Source organism: Caballeronia sp. 11_S32, assembly GCF_056930355.1.
In genome coordinates this window covers 1,299,454-1,314,825 of the sequence record NZ_JBXOWH010000004.1, presented here as the reverse complement: position 1 = coordinate 1,314,825, position 15,372 = coordinate 1,299,454, and the positions used below count along the sequence as shown (strand labels likewise).

The window sequence follows — 15,372 nt, the reverse complement described above, 5'->3', positions numbered from 1 at the left end:
GGTGCTTGCAACCAGGTCAGAGCGACTTCGTCAGATCAGGCACGGCCTGGAAGAGATCGGCAACGAGTCCGTAGTCCGCGACGCCGAAGATCGGCGCTTCCGCATCCTTGTTGATCGCGACGATGACCTTCGAATCCTTCATCCCCGCGAGATGCTGGATCGCGCCGGAAATGCCCACGGCGACATACAGTTCCGGCGCAACGATCTTGCCCGTCTGACCGACCTGAAGGTCGTTTGCCGCGTATCCCGAGTCCACGGCCGCGCGCGATGCGCCGATGGCCGCGCCGAGCTTTGCTGCGAGCGGGTCGAGCAACGAGAAGTTTTCGGCGCTGCCGAGGCCCCGGCCGCCGGACACGATCGCACGCGCGGAGGTCAGATCCGGCCGATCGCTCTTCGCGATTTCGCGGCGTACGAACTTCGAAAGACCGGTGTCGGACACGGCTGCGGCTTCCTCGATCGACGCACTGCCGCCCTCGGCCGATGCCGCATCGAACGCCGTGGTGCGAATCGTCGCCACCTTGATCGTGTCGCTCGTCTGCACGGTCGCGATGGCATTGCCCGCGTAGATGGGGCGCTGAAACGTGTCGGGGGAATCGACTGCGATCACATCGGAAATCTGCGATGCGTCGAGCTTCGCGGCCACGCGGGGCGCCACGTTCTTGCCGGCCGCCGTTGCCGGGAAGAACACGTGCGAGTAGTCCCTGGCTATCGCCACGACCTGAGCGGCGACGTTTTCGGCGAGGCCATCGGCGAGATGAGGGGCATCGACGAGAATGACTCTATCGACGCCCGCGATCCGGCTTGCAGCATTGGCCGCGCCGCCCGCCGCGCCGCCCGCCACGAGCACGTGCACACCGCCGCCGATCTTCAAGGCCGCCGTCACCGTATGCAGTGTCGCGGCCTTGAGTTGCGCGTTGTCATGTTCGGCAATTACGAGAGTCGTCATTTAAATCACCTTCGCTTCGGTTTTCAGTTTCTCGACGAGCGCCGCGACATCGGGCACGACGATGCCGGCCTTGCGTGCCGGCGGCTCGACGACTTTGAGCGTTTTCAGGCGCGCAGACGGATCGACGCCCAGATCGCCCGGCTTCAGCACATCGATGGGCTTCTTCTTCGCCTTCATGATGTTCGGCAGCGTCACGTATCGTGGCTCGTTCAGGCGCAGATCCGTGGTGACGATCGCGGGCAGCTCGATGGAAACGACCTCGAGACCGCCATCGACTTCACGCGTGACAGTGGCGGTTTCGCCATCGATTTCGATGTTGCTGGCGAACGTCGCTTGCGGCCAGTCCAGCAGTGCGGCGAGGAGCTGGCCGGTCTGTCCGGCGTCGTCGTCGATGGCCTGCTTGCCGAGGATCACGAGTTGCGGCTGCTCCTTGTCGATGACGGCCTTCAGCAGCTTCGCGACCGCCAGTGGCTGCAACTCCGCATCCGTCTCGACCAGCACGCCGCGATCGGCGCCGATGGCGAGCGCGGTGCGCAGCGTCTCCTGGCATTGCGGCACGCCGCAGGACACGGCGATCACTTCGGCCGCCTTGCCGGCTTCCTTCAAGCGAGTTGCGGCCTCGGTCGCGATCTCGTCGAACGGGTTCATCGACATCTTCACGTTGCCGATATCCACGCCGCTTTGATCCGCCTTGACGCGCACCTTCACGTTGTAGTCGACCACGCGTTTCACTGCTGTCATGACTTTCATTTCAGGTTCCTTTTGAACGTGCGCTCATGCGTGCACGGATTCAAGCGTTACGACGATGAGCAAGCTTGATTCGTCGCCATTCGATGTGCTGTCTCGCTGGGCCGTGATCTGCAATGCAGCCCCGAGCGTTCGGAAGATCGCCGTGTTGCCGGGATTCAGATCGCGCGCTTCATCGGGATGAATGCTCAACCGGCATCCGGTGCCCAGCGCGAGAACGACAGCCGCGCGACCCGGCTCGACGGTGATCGAACGCGCGACCGAGGTCACCTTCACCCGGTATCGTCCACGCTTGCTCATGACGTTGAGCACGCTGACGGGCCCATCGATCAACGTCGCTTGCCACGGCGTGCCGCCGTCATATCCGGCCGCCCTTCGAGGCAGCAGTTCGATCGCGTCATCCGCATCGCGCAGCACGACACCTTCGCCGCGAAGCACGAACGATATGCGGCTCTGGCCTTCGAAGCGGGAGTACGGTCCGTTCGCCTGAACCTCGGCGATGCTCACGCGCCATTCACCGCCTTCCCGCGCGATGGTCCGCGTGACGCCGCCGCCGTTGCGCCAGGGCTCGGGCGCGATCGAATCCAGCGCCAGCGTTTCCATCTCGGACATCGCTTCGGATTCAGGACACTGCGCCGAGGCCGTACTTGCCCGTCAGCAGTTCGCCGGTATCGAAACGTTCGATCGAGTAGGGCTTGAGCGATACGTCCGTGGGCAGGCCCAGCGCTTCCTGCGCAAGCACGCGGCCGACCGTGGGCGAGAGCTTGAAGCCGTGGCCGGAAAAGCCATAGCCGACGACGAGGCCTTCGATGCCGGGAAGCTTGCCGAGCACCGGGTTCCAGTCGGGTGTGACGTCGTAGACGCCCGTCCACGAAGACGCGATGCCGGCGGTTTCATACTCGGGGAAGCGTTCCGCGACCTGAGTGCCGACATCCACGATGTAATCCATCGGGATATCGCCTTGCTCGGTGTCGGCCACGTTCAGCTTCTCGCCGACGACGCCTTCGCTCACGAGCATCTGGCTGCCGCCGTAGCTGCGGCAATAGAGCATGCCCGGCGAGGCCAGGTCCTTGAATACGGGCATGGAGAACGTGTACTTGGCTGCTTCGCATTCCAGTGCCAGTACGGCGTGACGCTCGGGCATGATCGGCAGCGAGCGCCCCGTCCATCCGGCGAGTTCCGGGGTCCAGATGTTTTGCGTGCTGATGACCATCGACGTGGCGAAGTCGCCGATGCTGGTGGACACGCCGACCGCCCTGTTGCCCTCGAACAGAATCTCGTCGACGGAGACGTTCTCCTTGATCGTGACGCCGCCGCGCCGCGCCGCGCGCGCAAAGCTGGTGGCCACGAGATAGGCGTCGGCAAAGCCCGCTTCCGGTTCGTATCCGATCAGGGCGGCATCGTCGAAGCGGGCGATCGGAAGCAGCTCGCTCGCTTGCTTCTGGTTGAGCAACTCCAGCGGAATGCCCTGTTCCTTTTGCTGGTTCAAGGAAGCGCGCAGCGGTTCGAGCTTGTCTCCCTCGCTCGCGACGATCATGTAGCCGCATTTCACGAGGCCGCAGGACGCTTCGTCGTCGCCGAGATAGGACGCGAAATCGTTGAACACGTCCCACGATTTTCGGGCCAGTTCGACATTCTCCCTGACCGAATAGTGCGTGCGGAGAATGCCCGATGACTGCGAGGTGGTCCCGGCCCCGATCATCCCGCGATCGAGGACGAGCACGTTTTTCGCGCCCAGCCGGGAAAGCTGAAAGGCCACCGAAGTGCCGATGACGCCGGCGCCAATCACAACCACATCATAGGTATTCACGGTTCGCTTCCTTCTGTGAGCAAGGTGTAGCGGAAGTGTGCGACCGGAAATGATTTCGGCTGGGAATATAAGGGGTTTCTATTTTTAGTTTAAGCGGCCAAGAGGACGCGGCTCCCGTCGGGCCAGGTGCGGGCAGGCTAGCGCAGGTGCGAAGACCTCGTGTTCATCTTCCAGATGCGGTGCGTCGCATCGTCGATCATGCCGTGGAATATGCCGATCGCTTCGTCGATGCTGATGGTCGCCGCGACCCGATGCTCGATCCATAGTCCGTGAACCAGCGCCATCGCCTGAATGGCGTAAATGCGGGACATCAAAGGATCGCATCCGGCCTGCCGGAAGTCGAAGATGAAATTGGAGCGCAGCCGCCTCGAGAATGCGGTGCAAAGGCGCCGCACGTCCTGTTCATGCGCGGACGAGCTCCACATGTGCGGCCATACGTTCGCTGCGCCCTGGCTCATCACTTCGTCGTTGAAACACATGTCGGCCGTGAATTTCATCCGGACGACCGGGTCCGCAATGTCCCGCCGCCCGTTGACGAGCTGCTCGCGCACCCGGCGGATCAGATGCTCGAACGTCTTGTAGACGAGACTCTGCTTGTTCTCGAAATGGTGGTGAACGAGACCCACCGATACGCCGGCGTGCTCGCTGACGCGTCTGATCGTCAGATTTTCAAGGCCGACATCACCGACGACCGCCAGCGTGGCGTCGATGAGCTTGAGCCGCATCCCTTCATAGGGACCTGTTTCGTCCTTGCGGCCAGATCCTGCAACGACGGCTGCCTTCACGATAGTTTCCACTTGTGTGCTTGAGCGTACCGGCTTTCGGGGCGATCGCCCGGCCGGTTTGGGTCTCGCTAGTTTATCCGAATGCCTGAGCCGGCCGGGCGCGCCGTCCCGAGTGGATCGAAGCTGAACGTGCATTCATCTGTCGTCGACTGCGGGCGACGCGGTGATTGAACAATCGTTCATCATGGTGAGGCGCGGATCATTAGGGATTTCCCTCGGATGATCGCTGCATAGGGGATAAACCGGATAACTGCGCCTCAAAAAAGCCCTTTTTTAACCTAAAAATCGGGTATATAGTGACGCCAAGTTGCAGTGTATTGAACATGCGTTCAACGTAGTCGGCGATGAGGAGCCTCTCACTTTCGGCGGCACTGGACGTCAGTTCAGATTTGAAGCGTAGAAAGGACGGCCAGTAGGGGCGTGAATCGGTGAGCCGGCGCTGCGCTTGAACTCGATGCAGGTTCTCCGAAGGGTGAACAACTGTGATGGGAATAAGTAGGAATCCTTATTAAAATATGCTCATCGATTGAAGGGCATAAGTAATAAAAGATCGAGGACGGACAGTCCGCAGCACCGTGATTTTTTTAACCGAGACGATTGGCTTCACGTGCCACCAGACGTCGCTATGAAGGAACGAAAAGCATGAAACTGAAGACCCGATACTCAACCGCGATTGCGATGCTGTTCGCCGCCTCCGTGGCCAGCGTCCCCGCGAGCGCAGCCGACATTGTCTTTGCGAGCTGGGGAGGCTCCTATCAGGACGCCCAGAACGCAACCGCGGTCAAACCTTTCTCCGTACAGACTGGTACGAACGTCAAATCGGATGTGTATAACGGTGGCATCGCGCAGATCAGAAGCCAGGTTCAGACCAACAACGTGACCTGGGACGTCGTCGACATTCAGTACGCGGACGCCATTCGCGCCTGTGACGAAGGCCTTCTGGAGAAGGTCAATCCGGCTTCGTTGCCGGCTGGAAAATCCGGCGAGTCGGCCAAGTCGGACTTCATGTCGGGTGGCTTGTCCGACTGCATGGTCGGGAACGTCGCCTGGTCGACGGTGATCACCTATAACAAGGATGCGTTCAAGAACGGGGAGCCGTCGAAAGTTTCCGACTTCTTCGATCTGAAGAAGTACCCCGGCAAGCGGGGGCTGAGAAAGTCGCCCGAAGGCGCGCTCGAATGGGCATTGCTGGCAGACGGGGTCAAGCCGGCTGATGTCTACAAGGTTCTCGGCACCAAGGAAGGCGTCACGCGCGCCTTCAGGAAGCTGGACACCATCAAGTCTTCCATCGTCTGGTGGGAGGCCGGCGCTCAGCCGCCTCAACTCCTGGCCGATCGCGAAGTCACGATGACGAGCGCCTATTGCAACCGCATCTGGACGGCGATCGCACAAGACAAGAAGCCATTCGGCTTCGTGTGGGATGGCGAGGTGAAGAACATCGAAGGGCTGGCGATCGTCAAAGGTACGAAGAACCTGAAAGCCGCACAGGACTTTCTGAAGTTCTCCACCGCGACGGAGCAGCTCGCGAAGCTGAGCTCTTCCACCGCGCTCGGCCCCATGCGGAACTCTTCGCTTTCGCTCGTCGATCCTTCGGTGAAGCCTTATCTGCCGACCAATCCGGACAACCAGAAAACGGCAGTGGACGTCGACGTTGCGTTCTGGGCGGACCATTCGGACGATCTGAATCAGAAGTTCGCCGTCTGGCTCGGCGCCAAGTAAGGCGTCGTTCGTTGGCGGGCACGAAGGGGACATGCATTCGACATGTCCCCTTTTGCAATGCGGTTGCGCGTACTCGCGCTTATGAACAGCACAAGACCTTCCAAAGCTAACGAGCGGGGCGCTCACAGACAGTATCTTGGAACCGGAATGGCGCCGCGGAGGCGAAGCGCGCCGCGATGTCGATATCAACCCACGAGAAGATCATGACTTTCAAGCGTACGTTTCATGCGGTCGAGACACATTCGGGCGAGCCGATGCGGGTGATCACGGGAGGCGTGCCTCATATTCCGGGGAATACGGTCTATGAGCAGATGAAGTGGCTGGAAGAAAACGACGATCAGATTCGAATGCTCATGCTGCGCGAGCCGCGCGGCTATCCGCCGTTGTGTTGCAACCTGATCGTGCCGGCAAAGCATCCCGATGCCGCGGCGGGTTACATCATCATGGAACAGGTCGAGTACCCGGTGATGAGCGGCGGCAATACGATCTCGGTTGCGACCGTGCTGCTCGAAACCGGCATGCTGCCGATGCAGGAGCCGGTCACGGAGTTTCAACTCGAGGCGCCCGCGGGTTTGATCGGCATCCGCGCCGAATGCAGCAACGGGAAAGTGACCTCGGTCACGTTCAAGAATGTGCCGGCTTTCGCACCGTATATCGAGAAGGTGATCGACGTGCCGCATCTCGGCAAGGTGACGGTGGATGTGGGCTGGGGCGGGATGTTCTATGTGATCGCCGATGTGCGTCAGTTCAAAGGATTGGAGCTGAAGCCGGAGCACGGGAAGGAAATCACGCGTGTTTCGGCGCTCATCCTCAGGGCAGCGCAGGAGCAGTTGCCCGTCTCGCATCCTCATTATCCGGGTTATGGCATCACGATCGCCCAGCTTTCCGGTCCGACCGAGAACCCGAATGCGGACTGGAAGAATGCGGTCACCGTCGCCAGCGGGGCCATCGATTTCGACAATCCGGCGACCTGGACCGGCGCCATCGATCGCTGTCCGTGCGGCACCGGTACATCGGCGAAGATGGCCACGCTGCACGCCAAGGGCCAGTTGGACCTGAACCAGCCGTTCCGGCACGAGGGCATACTGGGGACGGTCTTCACGGGCAAGCTGGTCGAACGGGCGAGCATCGGTGACATTCCCGCTGTCGTTCCGACGATCTCCGGCCGCTCATGGATTTACGGATTCAACACATACGTGCTCGATCCCGATGATCCCTTCCCCAACGGCTTTACGTTGAGGGACATCTGGGCATGACGTATCACGAACGGTGACGAGACCATGCGATACGAAATTGATGAAGCAAAGCAGATCGCGTACAGCGTGATCAAGGCAGTCGGAGCGAACGAGGCGGTCGCCCGCTCTCTGACTGAAGCCGTCATATCGGCCGAACTCGCCGGCAGCAGGGCGGTGGGTTTCGCTCACTTGCCGGACTATCTCGATGGCTTTCTGAAGGGCAGGATCTCGGTCGATGCCGATCCGGCGATTCGCTTTCCGGTTCCCGCCGCGATCACGGTCGATGCGCGAAAGGGCATCGCCCAGCTCGGATTCGATCAGGCATTCGAGGAATTGAATACGCGGGCGGCGACCTATGGGATCGTCGCCTTGACGATGTCGAACAGCTTCACGGTTGGTGAGCTGGGTTACTACACGCGGCGCCTGGCGGAGCGCGGCTTCGTATCGATCGCCACCTGCAATGCCACGGCGCAGATGACCACGCTCGAAAGCGGCCGTGCGGTTTATGGGACCAATCCAGTCTCTTTCGCGGCACCTGTCGCGAACGGGAGGCCGTTGGTGATCGATCAGGCTTCCAGTGCAACCGCTTTCGTCAGCGTTCGCAACGCGGCGGAGCGCAACGAGACCATCCCTGAAGGCTGGGCAGTCGATCAGAGCGGCAAGCCGACAACGGACGCCAGGGAAGCCGTGAAGGGCCTGCTCGTCGCCTTCGGTGGAGCGCGAGGTGCGAACATCGCGATGATGATGGAGGTGCTCGCTGCCGGCGTGACGGGAGCCAACTGGTCGATGGATGCGCCTTCTTATGCCGAGGGCAGTGAAAGTCCAGGCATCGGGCTTTTTCTCGTGGCGCTCAAACCCGAAATCTTCTCGGCGGACTTCCCCGCGCGACTTTCGACGCAACTTGCGCGACTGGCCGACATGGGCGTGCGCATTCCGGGCAGTCACATCAAGGATCGGGAGATAGACGTGCCTTCGGAAGTGATCGACCGGGTGCGCGGCTACGCGGAGTGGTCACAGGGAGACGAACATACCAGGTGAGTGGGGAAGTGCGCAGCGCTGCCCCGATTATCGATAGAAATTACGGGGGCGTCAGCGATCGATCACTGACGCCCTTCCGGTATCAGATGCCTTGTGCTTTCAGACGCGCGTCATACCACCGGCAGAACTGATCGAGCGGCGCTTCGGTGTATTTCGAGTAAGGACCCGGAATGTAGGCGGGATCCTGCGTTCCGCTGTGTGTGTTCGCGACCAGATCGGCATCCTGCTGATTGGTGGCCAGCCACACTTCGGTCAGCGTCTTGAGATCGTAATCGACGCCTTCGACAGCATCCTCATGAACGAGCCACTTCGTCCGCACAAGCGTCTTGTCCGGCGCGATCGGGAGAATGAATGCGACGATGGAATGGTCGCTCATGACATGAGTCCACGAATTATGGCCCCACATGTGTACGTCTCCGAGGTCGCGGCGTTGCAGATCGCCAAGCAGCTTCGTGCTCGCGACCTTCGTGCTCAGCGTCTGCGACTCATTGCTGCCGGCGATGACCAGGCGCTGGGTCCGGAAATTCGTGTGCACGCTTTCGTCGAGCGATTCGAACAGCGCGCAGACATAACCTTCGTTTTCCCAGTCTTCGCGGTTCTTCGCATTGCGGGCCACGTAGGCGTCGTAATTCTTCATCGCTTCTTCGCCGAGTCCGTCGGGACAGAAGCCAAAGTCTTCTGGAAGGAACGAGTTGGTCAGTTCCGGATGCGTGCCCTCGCAGTGATAGCACTCGCGATTGTTCTCCATCACGAGTTTCCAGTTGCCGTTCTCGATGAGCTCCGACTCGAAGGCAATCTTGGTGCGCTGCATCTGATGCGGCGCAAAGCGGGGCGTCATCACCTGCTCGAGCGTCGAGATATCCTCGGGCGGCTCATCCGAGAGGCACACGAAAATATGCGCGCCGATCACCTTCGTGTGAACGGGTATCAGGCTCCGGCATGTCTTGTCGAAGTCCTGTCCCATGTGCGTGGCGTGTTTCAGGCTGCCGTCGAGCTCATACGTCCATTGATGATAAGGGCAGACCAGCATCCCGACGCTGGCCTTGCCGGGCTGCTTCATGATCCTGGAGCCACGGTGGCGGCAAACGTTGCGATACGTGCGGATGTTCTCGTCATCGTCGCGAACGATCATGATCGATGCCTTTCCCACTTCGACGGTGGACACGTCACCCGGCTCGGGGACATCGGCCGTCACGCCGACGAGGATCCAGAGCTTGTTGAAGAAGACGTCGACGTCGTTATCGAAAACGTCCTGGCGACTGAAAATTTCGCCGGGAAAGCCGCAACCGGGTACGCGGCTATCGATCAGCTCGCGATGAGTCTTGAGGGGAGTGGCAGACACGTTTTTGCTCCAGATATAGGTGTTATCGGCAGGCACGGTTCATAGTCCGTACGCGCAGTATTGGAGTGCGGATCTGGAGCGTCAACGCCCTTTATTGTTCTGTCTGCATTACTACAAGTTATGCGAAGCACTCGCAAACCATGACCGGAGACGTCGCCCGATGAAAATTGCGAAAGGCCCCAAGGGCTATAGACGGATTATTCCGTCGATGACCGCGCTGGTCGAGTTCGAGGCCGTCGCTCGACTCGGCAGTTTCACCAATGCGGCGAGCGAGCTAGGCGTCAGTCAGGCCGCGGTCAGCCGGCAAGTCAAATTCCTCGAAGAGACGCTGGGGGTGAAGTTATTCCACCGTTCGCATCGGTCCATATCGCTGACGGGCGAAGGGGAGTCTCTCTACCTCGTCGTGGCCGAGTCGATGCAGAAGATCGCTGGCGTGTTCGATCGTCTATCGGCGGGGTTCGAGCAACAGGAACTGGTGCTCGCTTCGACTGCGGCGTTCTCGCAACTGCGCCTCGTGCCGCGTCTTGCGAATCTGAAGCGCTTGCAGCCGAAGCTTCAGCTTCGCCTCACCGACCCGATGTTCACCGCCGATCTACGTCACAACGAAGTCGACGTCGCGGTGCGCTTCGGTGATGGATCGTGGGGAGATGGAACCGCGACCTTGCTTTTCGACGAAGAGGTCTTCCCCGTATGTTCGCCGCGCTGGCTTCTTGAAAACGGCGCGCCGGACACGCTCGAAGAGCTTGCGCGGATGCCGCTGATCGACTCCGACTCCACGTCGGAAGGATGGATGGCGTGGGACACCTGGTTCGCTTCCGCCGGATACCGGCCCGCACGACTGAATTACGCGCTCCGATGCAGCATCTACACGGACGCAGTGCTGGCGGCGCGCTGTGGGCAGGGCGTGGCGTTGGGATGGGGGCGGCTCATCACTGATTTCCTTGCATCGGGAGAACTGGTTCGCCTGCATACGGCGTCATGCAAGCCGGCGGAATCGTATTACATCGTCGTGCCGCATGGGCGATCGATCACATCGTCGATAACGGGGCTCGTCGAATGGTTGCATGGAGATCCCGCTCCGCTCTGAAACGCGCCTATGCGTCGAAGCAAAAGTACAAGCCGCGCAAAAGCTCGGCATCAGGTTTCATGATGTAAGCGCCAGTTCGATTCCGTGCCACGCAAAATGGAGGCAATTGAACGGATCGAGGGAAGCCGCACTCATGAATAGCACTAGACGTCCTGAGTTTTCTTTCGACGCAGCACAAACGTATCCGGCATATCGGCAGTGCTCCGGCTGGAACGCCATGTTGCCGCCGCGCGTGCCAAGGCAGGCAACGAACAGCTCCCGCTTCGGGACCATCGTCATCGGTGGCGGGTACACAGGCCTTGCCGCGGCACGGCGTATCGCGGAGTTGTGTCCGGATGACGAGGTGCTGGTGCTCGAAGCGTCGACGATCGGAGAGGGTTCCGCCGGACGCAACTCGGGCTTCATCATCAACTTGCCGCACAACACGAAGATGGGCGGTCACACCAGTCCGGTCGAAGTCGCGCGTAAGCAGATCCGGATGTATGACGCAGGCCTGAAGTGGCTCGCGCAGCTCGTTCGCGAGAATGGCATCGACTGCAAGTGGAACCCCGTGGGGAAATTTCATGCCGCCGCGAGTGAAGCCGGCGTGCGGAATCTGCATGCCTCGCTCGCGCAGTATCGGGAATGGGGCGTAAATTACGAAGAATTGGACCGCGACGCCTTGCAGCAGAAACTCGGCACACGCTATTACCGATACGGCTATCACTCGTCCAGCAATGTCTTCGTGCAACCAGCCGCGCTGATTCGCGGCCTGGCCGACTCGCTTCCGCGCAATGTCGCGGTGGCGGAAAACGAAGCTGTCGTGTCGGTTGGCGAGGCGACGCCATTTCGAGTAACGACGAGTCGTGGCGAATACATCGCGGATCGGGTCATTCTTGCCAATAACGGGTTCGCAAAAGCATTGGGTATCCTGAATGATCGTCTCATAACGATCTTTACCTATGCCGCCCTCACGCCTCGGCTGCCGGAATCCGAACTCGCGAAACTCGGCGATTCAGAGGAGTGGGGCGTCATTCCGGCCAACCGTCTTGGTACGACGCTTCGCCGTGTTCAAGGCGGACGCTTCATGGTTCGCAGCGCCTACTCGTATGAGCAGGAGCAGTCACCCGCCGACACGCTGGCGCAATTGACGGCAAGTTATCAGCGCCGCTTTCCGAACCTGAGGTCTCATCGTTTCGAATATGTCTGGGGCGGGACCACGGCTTTGACGCGCAATGGGGCGACTTACTTCGGAGAGTTGCGGCCCGGTCTGTTTGCATCGTTGGGCTGTAATGGCGCGGGCGTGTTGAAGGGCACGACATACGGGAAGTTGCTTGGCGAGATGGCCATGGGGGCGCAGTCTTCCGGCCTTTCGGATGCGCTCAGTCTCGAGGGTCCCAGCTGGCTGCCGCCCGAGCCGTTTCGCCGCATCGGCGTGGTTTCCTCGATCAAGTATCAGGCCGCGCGTGCTGGCCTGGAGCGTTGAGACTTTTAGTTTAACTGTGGAGCATCGAAGGTGACGGAAATCAAGCGAAGCCACGTTGGAAAGCGTCTGTCCGAAGTCGCTGTACATCAGGGAACGATCTATCTCGCAGGGCAGGTGCCGGACGACATCACGCAAGACATGGCGGGGCAGACCAGACAGGTCCTGGCGTCGATCGACGCCTTGCTCGCCGAGCATGGTTCTGACAAGTCGCGCATCCTGTCCTGTCAGATTTTCCTTTCGGATATGAAGCAGGCTCCCGCAATGAATGAAGTCTGGGATGCATGGGTGGCGCCGGGACATACGCCGCCGCGCGCTACCGTGGGGGCCGTCCTGGCGCAACCGGAAAAGCTGATCGAAGTCGTGATCGTGGCGGCTGCCTGAGGCTCAGCCGGACTGCTGCACGAACGCCGCAATACGCTCCCACATGCACACCGGATTCGAATACATCGGAAAGTGTCCGCTGTGGGCGATCTGCGCCAGCTGCACGCCATTTCGCAAAAGGCGCGGCAAATACGAGAGCGCGGCGTTCTGCTCCCCGTACATGAACATACGCGGAAAGGGCAACGACAGAAACTTCGTCATGAAGTCGCCGTGATCGGACAGTTCGACCATCGACATGAAGATGCCGCGTACCGCTTCGGCGCGCACCTTATGCCGCAGACTCGACGCATACAGCGCGCTGGCGTGATAAGGCGAATGCCAGTTCCGCTCGATGAAGTCATCGAAGAAGGACTGTGCATCGTCTGAAGGATAGTCGATCACCTGACGGCTCAGGAAGCAGTCTTCGGGCGCGACGTTGCCTTCGATGTCGATGAAGCTCGCGATGCGCTGCGGCGCCTCATGCGCGAGCATCAACGCGGTGAGGCCGCCCATCGAATGGCCGACGAGATGGAATCGGTCGATACCGAAATGCGCGAGTACCGCCTTTGCCGTGGCGACGAGAAAGGGGATCGAAACTTTCGACGGATTGCTGCAGCGCGTGTCACCGCAACCGGGCGCGTCATACGCAATCACCGGACGTCCGGCCAACGCCGGGTAATGCGCGATGTCTGCATAGTCTTCCTTGGTCGAGCCGAAGCCGTGCAGAAAGACGAGCGGCAGGCCTTCGCCCGTGCGATGCATCGTGGCGATTTCCAGTTCGATTCCTTCGACATTCAGTGCAAGCGATTGCTTCTCCAGCGGTTCAGACATCGGCATGATCGGCTCCTGTCAGTGAGCGGCAGAAGTGCTGAATCGCGTGGCAGGCCTCCAAGAGGGCATCGTCGTCGAGCGCGTAGGCAATTCGAATATACGGCGCAAGCCCGAATGCGCTGCCTTGAACGACCGCGACGCCGGCTTCATCGAGCAATGCGCCGGCTACGTCTTCGTCCGTCTTCAGCACGGTGCCGGCGGCGGTGGTCTTGCCGATGAGCTTTGCGCACGAAGCGAACGCATAGAAAGCGCCCGCTGGCTTCGCGCAAGCGAGACCTGGCGCTTCATTCAGCAAGTTCACCATGAGGTCGCGCCGCCGTTCGAAAACCTCGCGCGACTCGCTGATGAAATCCTGCGGACCGTTGAGCGCGGCGAGAGCGGCATGCTGAGAAACGGAGCTCGCGCCGGAAGTTTGCTGACCCTGAAGCTTTTCCATCGCATTCAGCAGCCAGCGCGGTCCGGTGCCGAATCCGATGCGCCAGCCCGTCATCGCATACGCCTTCGACACGCCGTTCATCGTCAGCGTGCGAGTCGCGAGTCGGGGCTCGACCTGCGCGATCGTTTGAAACGCAGCATTGTCGAAGATCAGGTGCTCGTAGATGTCGTCCGACAGTATGAGGACGTGCGGATTCGCGAGCAGAACTTGTGCGAGCGCCGCGAGTTCTTCGCGGGTATAGACCGCGCCCGTGGGATTCGAGGGCGAATTGAGGATCAGCCAGCGCGTACGCGGCCCGATCGCATCCGCGAGCGCTTGCGGCGTGAGCTTGAAACGGCTGTCGGCACCGCACGGCACGATGACGGCGCGCGCTCCGCATAGCTGCGTCATCTCCGGATAGCTGACCCAGTAAGGCGCGGGAATGATGACTTCATCGCCATGGTTGAGCGTCGCGGCGAGCGCGTTGTAGATGACTTGCTTGCCGCCGCTGCAGACGATCGTATCCTGCCAGCCGATGTCCAGTCCGTTCTCGTGCTGAAACTTCTTCGCCACCGCTTCGCGAAGCGCGCGCATGCCGGCCACTTGCGTGTAGCGCGTGTGTCCGGCGTGAATCGCAGCGATGGCTGCCTGGCGCACATGTGCGGGCGTGTCGAAGTCCGGCTCGCCTGCCGACAGCGAAATGACCTTCGCACCCGACGCCCGGCGCGCGGCGACGCGATCCATCATGCGATACGTCGCCGATGGCTGTGCTTTGGCGAGATGAACATTGAGGCGTTGCACGTCGTCGCTCATGCGCGTTCTCTCCATTGCGTGAGGCCCATCAGGTCGAGCGTGCTTCTGCCTTGCGCGAGTTGCCGCATCATGTCCGTCTCTTTCGCGGCGCGCGCTTCGCCCGTGAGGAGCGTGCGTTGCGCGTCGCGTCCGGCTCGAACCGCCAGCACCATGCCGTCCTGACGTTTCGCGATCCGTTCGCCGAGATCGAGCACTTCTTCGATTCGCGCGGCCGGAATGAACACCGTGCCGCAACGGTCGGCGATCACATAGTCGTCTTCGTGCGCCACGACGCCCGCGAAAGTCACCGGCTTGCCCGAGCTAATCTGCGCGACGCGATTGCGGGCGCTGATCATGGTGATGCCGCGTCCAAAGACGGGATAGCCGATCGACTCGCTGCCTTCGATGTCACGGCTATAACCGTCGATGACCGAGCCGCGAACCTTTCTGACGGTCGCGGCGTTGGCGATGATGTCGCCCCAGCACGAGATGCCTTCGAGCCCTCCGGCGATCACGAGAATTCGGTCGTCGGTCCGGATCGCGTCGATGACAGGCGTGATGAGGTGAGCTGTCGGCGTGGCGTCGGTCTTGGGGCCGAGCTGGATCGTACTTGCACGTCCGACGATGCGCGGGCAATCCCACAGCGGCCGAATGCCGAAGGTGGCGCCCGGAAGGCCCAGGAAATCGAGCGCATCCGACACGGTATTGGTGTCGAGCGCCGCGAGCCGTTCAAGAAGCGGGTTTCGCGTCATGGCGATGTTGAAGTGATTTGCGATGCGTCACTTTCGCGCCTACAGTCT

At 60.8% G+C, this 15,372-nt stretch carries 15 protein-coding genes; 6 read left to right on the top strand and 9 right to left on the bottom strand.

Going from position 1 to position 15,372, the window contains the following annotated elements; translation table 11 throughout:
• Positions 1-16: 16 nt before the first annotated feature.
• From AC1Z32_RS32230 to betI, 5 genes are all read right to left on the bottom strand, one after another.
• Complete coding sequence (locus tag AC1Z32_RS32230; protein WP_483482876.1) at positions 17-946, bottom strand: electron transfer flavoprotein subunit alpha/FixB family protein; 930 nt, start codon at positions 944-946, stop codon at positions 17-19.
• On the bottom strand, positions 947-1,696 hold the full coding sequence (locus AC1Z32_RS32225; protein ID WP_483482875.1) for an electron transfer flavoprotein subunit beta/FixA family protein: 750 nt from the start codon (positions 1,694-1,696) through the stop codon (positions 947-949).
• Positions 1,697-1,720: 24 nt separating this feature from the next.
• Positions 1,721-2,305: a HutD/Ves family protein gene (locus tag AC1Z32_RS32220; RefSeq protein ID WP_483482874.1), complete on the bottom strand. Its 585-nt coding sequence runs from the start codon at positions 2,303-2,305 to the stop codon at positions 1,721-1,723.
• 10 nt (positions 2,306-2,315) lie between these two features.
• Positions 2,316-3,503 (bottom strand): NAD(P)/FAD-dependent oxidoreductase, encoded by a 1,188-nt coding sequence (locus tag AC1Z32_RS32215; RefSeq protein ID WP_483482873.1) that lies wholly within the window; start codon positions 3,501-3,503, stop codon positions 2,316-2,318.
• 137 nt (positions 3,504-3,640) lie between these two features.
• Positions 3,641-4,288 carry a transcriptional regulator BetI gene (gene betI / locus AC1Z32_RS32210; RefSeq protein WP_483482872.1) on the bottom strand — a complete coding sequence of 216 codons (648 nt, stop codon included), beginning with the start codon at positions 4,286-4,288 and terminating at the stop codon, positions 3,641-3,643.
• Between the two features lie 678 nt (positions 4,289-4,966).
• On the opposite strand from betI, the gene AC1Z32_RS32205 reads away from it, so the two are divergent.
• The 3 genes from AC1Z32_RS32205 (at position 4,967) to AC1Z32_RS32195 (ending at position 8,280) form a co-directional block, all read left to right on the top strand.
• Positions 4,967-6,007: an ABC transporter substrate-binding protein gene (locus tag AC1Z32_RS32205; protein WP_483482871.1), complete on the top strand. Its 1,041-nt coding sequence runs from the start codon at positions 4,967-4,969 to the stop codon at positions 6,005-6,007.
• Between the two features lie 203 nt (positions 6,008-6,210).
• A complete protein-coding gene (locus tag AC1Z32_RS32200) occupies positions 6,211-7,263 on the top strand; it encodes a proline racemase family protein (protein ID WP_483482870.1) in 1,053 nt (350 codons plus the stop codon).
• 24 nt (positions 7,264-7,287) lie between these two features.
• Positions 7,288-8,280, top strand: coding sequence for an Ldh family oxidoreductase (locus AC1Z32_RS32195; RefSeq protein ID WP_483482869.1), 993 nt, complete (start codon positions 7,288-7,290; stop codon positions 8,278-8,280).
• A gap of 82 nt (positions 8,281-8,362) precedes the next feature.
• On the opposite strand, the gene AC1Z32_RS32190 is transcribed toward AC1Z32_RS32195, so the two are convergent.
• Positions 8,363-9,622 carry an aromatic ring-hydroxylating oxygenase subunit alpha gene (locus AC1Z32_RS32190; protein ID WP_483482868.1) on the bottom strand — a complete coding sequence of 420 codons (1,260 nt, stop codon included), beginning with the start codon at positions 9,620-9,622 and terminating at the stop codon, positions 8,363-8,365.
• A gap of 160 nt (positions 9,623-9,782) precedes the next feature.
• Between AC1Z32_RS32190 and AC1Z32_RS32185 the strand changes: the two genes are divergently transcribed.
• The 3 genes from AC1Z32_RS32185 (at position 9,783) to AC1Z32_RS32175 (ending at position 12,555) form a co-directional block, all read left to right on the top strand.
• Positions 9,783-10,709: a LysR substrate-binding domain-containing protein gene (locus AC1Z32_RS32185; RefSeq protein WP_483482867.1), complete on the top strand. Its 927-nt coding sequence runs from the start codon at positions 9,783-9,785 to the stop codon at positions 10,707-10,709.
• A gap of 133 nt (positions 10,710-10,842) precedes the next feature.
• A complete protein-coding gene (locus AC1Z32_RS32180) occupies positions 10,843-12,174 on the top strand; it encodes an NAD(P)/FAD-dependent oxidoreductase (protein ID WP_483483364.1) in 1,332 nt (443 codons plus the stop codon).
• Between the two features lie 30 nt (positions 12,175-12,204).
• A complete protein-coding gene (locus AC1Z32_RS32175; RefSeq protein ID WP_483482866.1) occupies positions 12,205-12,555 on the top strand; it encodes a RidA family protein in 351 nt (116 codons plus the stop codon).
• A 3-nt stretch (positions 12,556-12,558) separates the two neighbouring features.
• On the opposite strand, the gene AC1Z32_RS32170 is transcribed toward AC1Z32_RS32175, so the two are convergent.
• Genes AC1Z32_RS32170 through AC1Z32_RS32160 form a run of 3 tightly spaced genes read right to left on the bottom strand, consistent with a single transcriptional unit; the run spans position 12,559 to position 15,324 of the window.
• Positions 12,559-13,365 carry an alpha/beta fold hydrolase gene (locus AC1Z32_RS32170; RefSeq protein ID WP_483483363.1) on the bottom strand — a complete coding sequence of 269 codons (807 nt, stop codon included), beginning with the start codon at positions 13,363-13,365 and terminating at the stop codon, positions 12,559-12,561.
• On the bottom strand, positions 13,358-14,593 hold the full coding sequence (locus tag AC1Z32_RS32165; RefSeq protein WP_483482865.1) for a pyridoxal phosphate-dependent aminotransferase: 1,236 nt from the start codon (positions 14,591-14,593) through the stop codon (positions 13,358-13,360). The genes AC1Z32_RS32170 and AC1Z32_RS32165 overlap by 8 nt, the downstream gene beginning before the upstream one ends.
• Positions 14,590-15,324: an RraA family protein gene (locus tag AC1Z32_RS32160; protein WP_483482864.1), complete on the bottom strand. Its 735-nt coding sequence runs from the start codon at positions 15,322-15,324 to the stop codon at positions 14,590-14,592. The genes AC1Z32_RS32165 and AC1Z32_RS32160 overlap by 4 nt, the downstream gene beginning before the upstream one ends.
• Positions 15,325-15,372 lie beyond the last annotated feature (48 nt).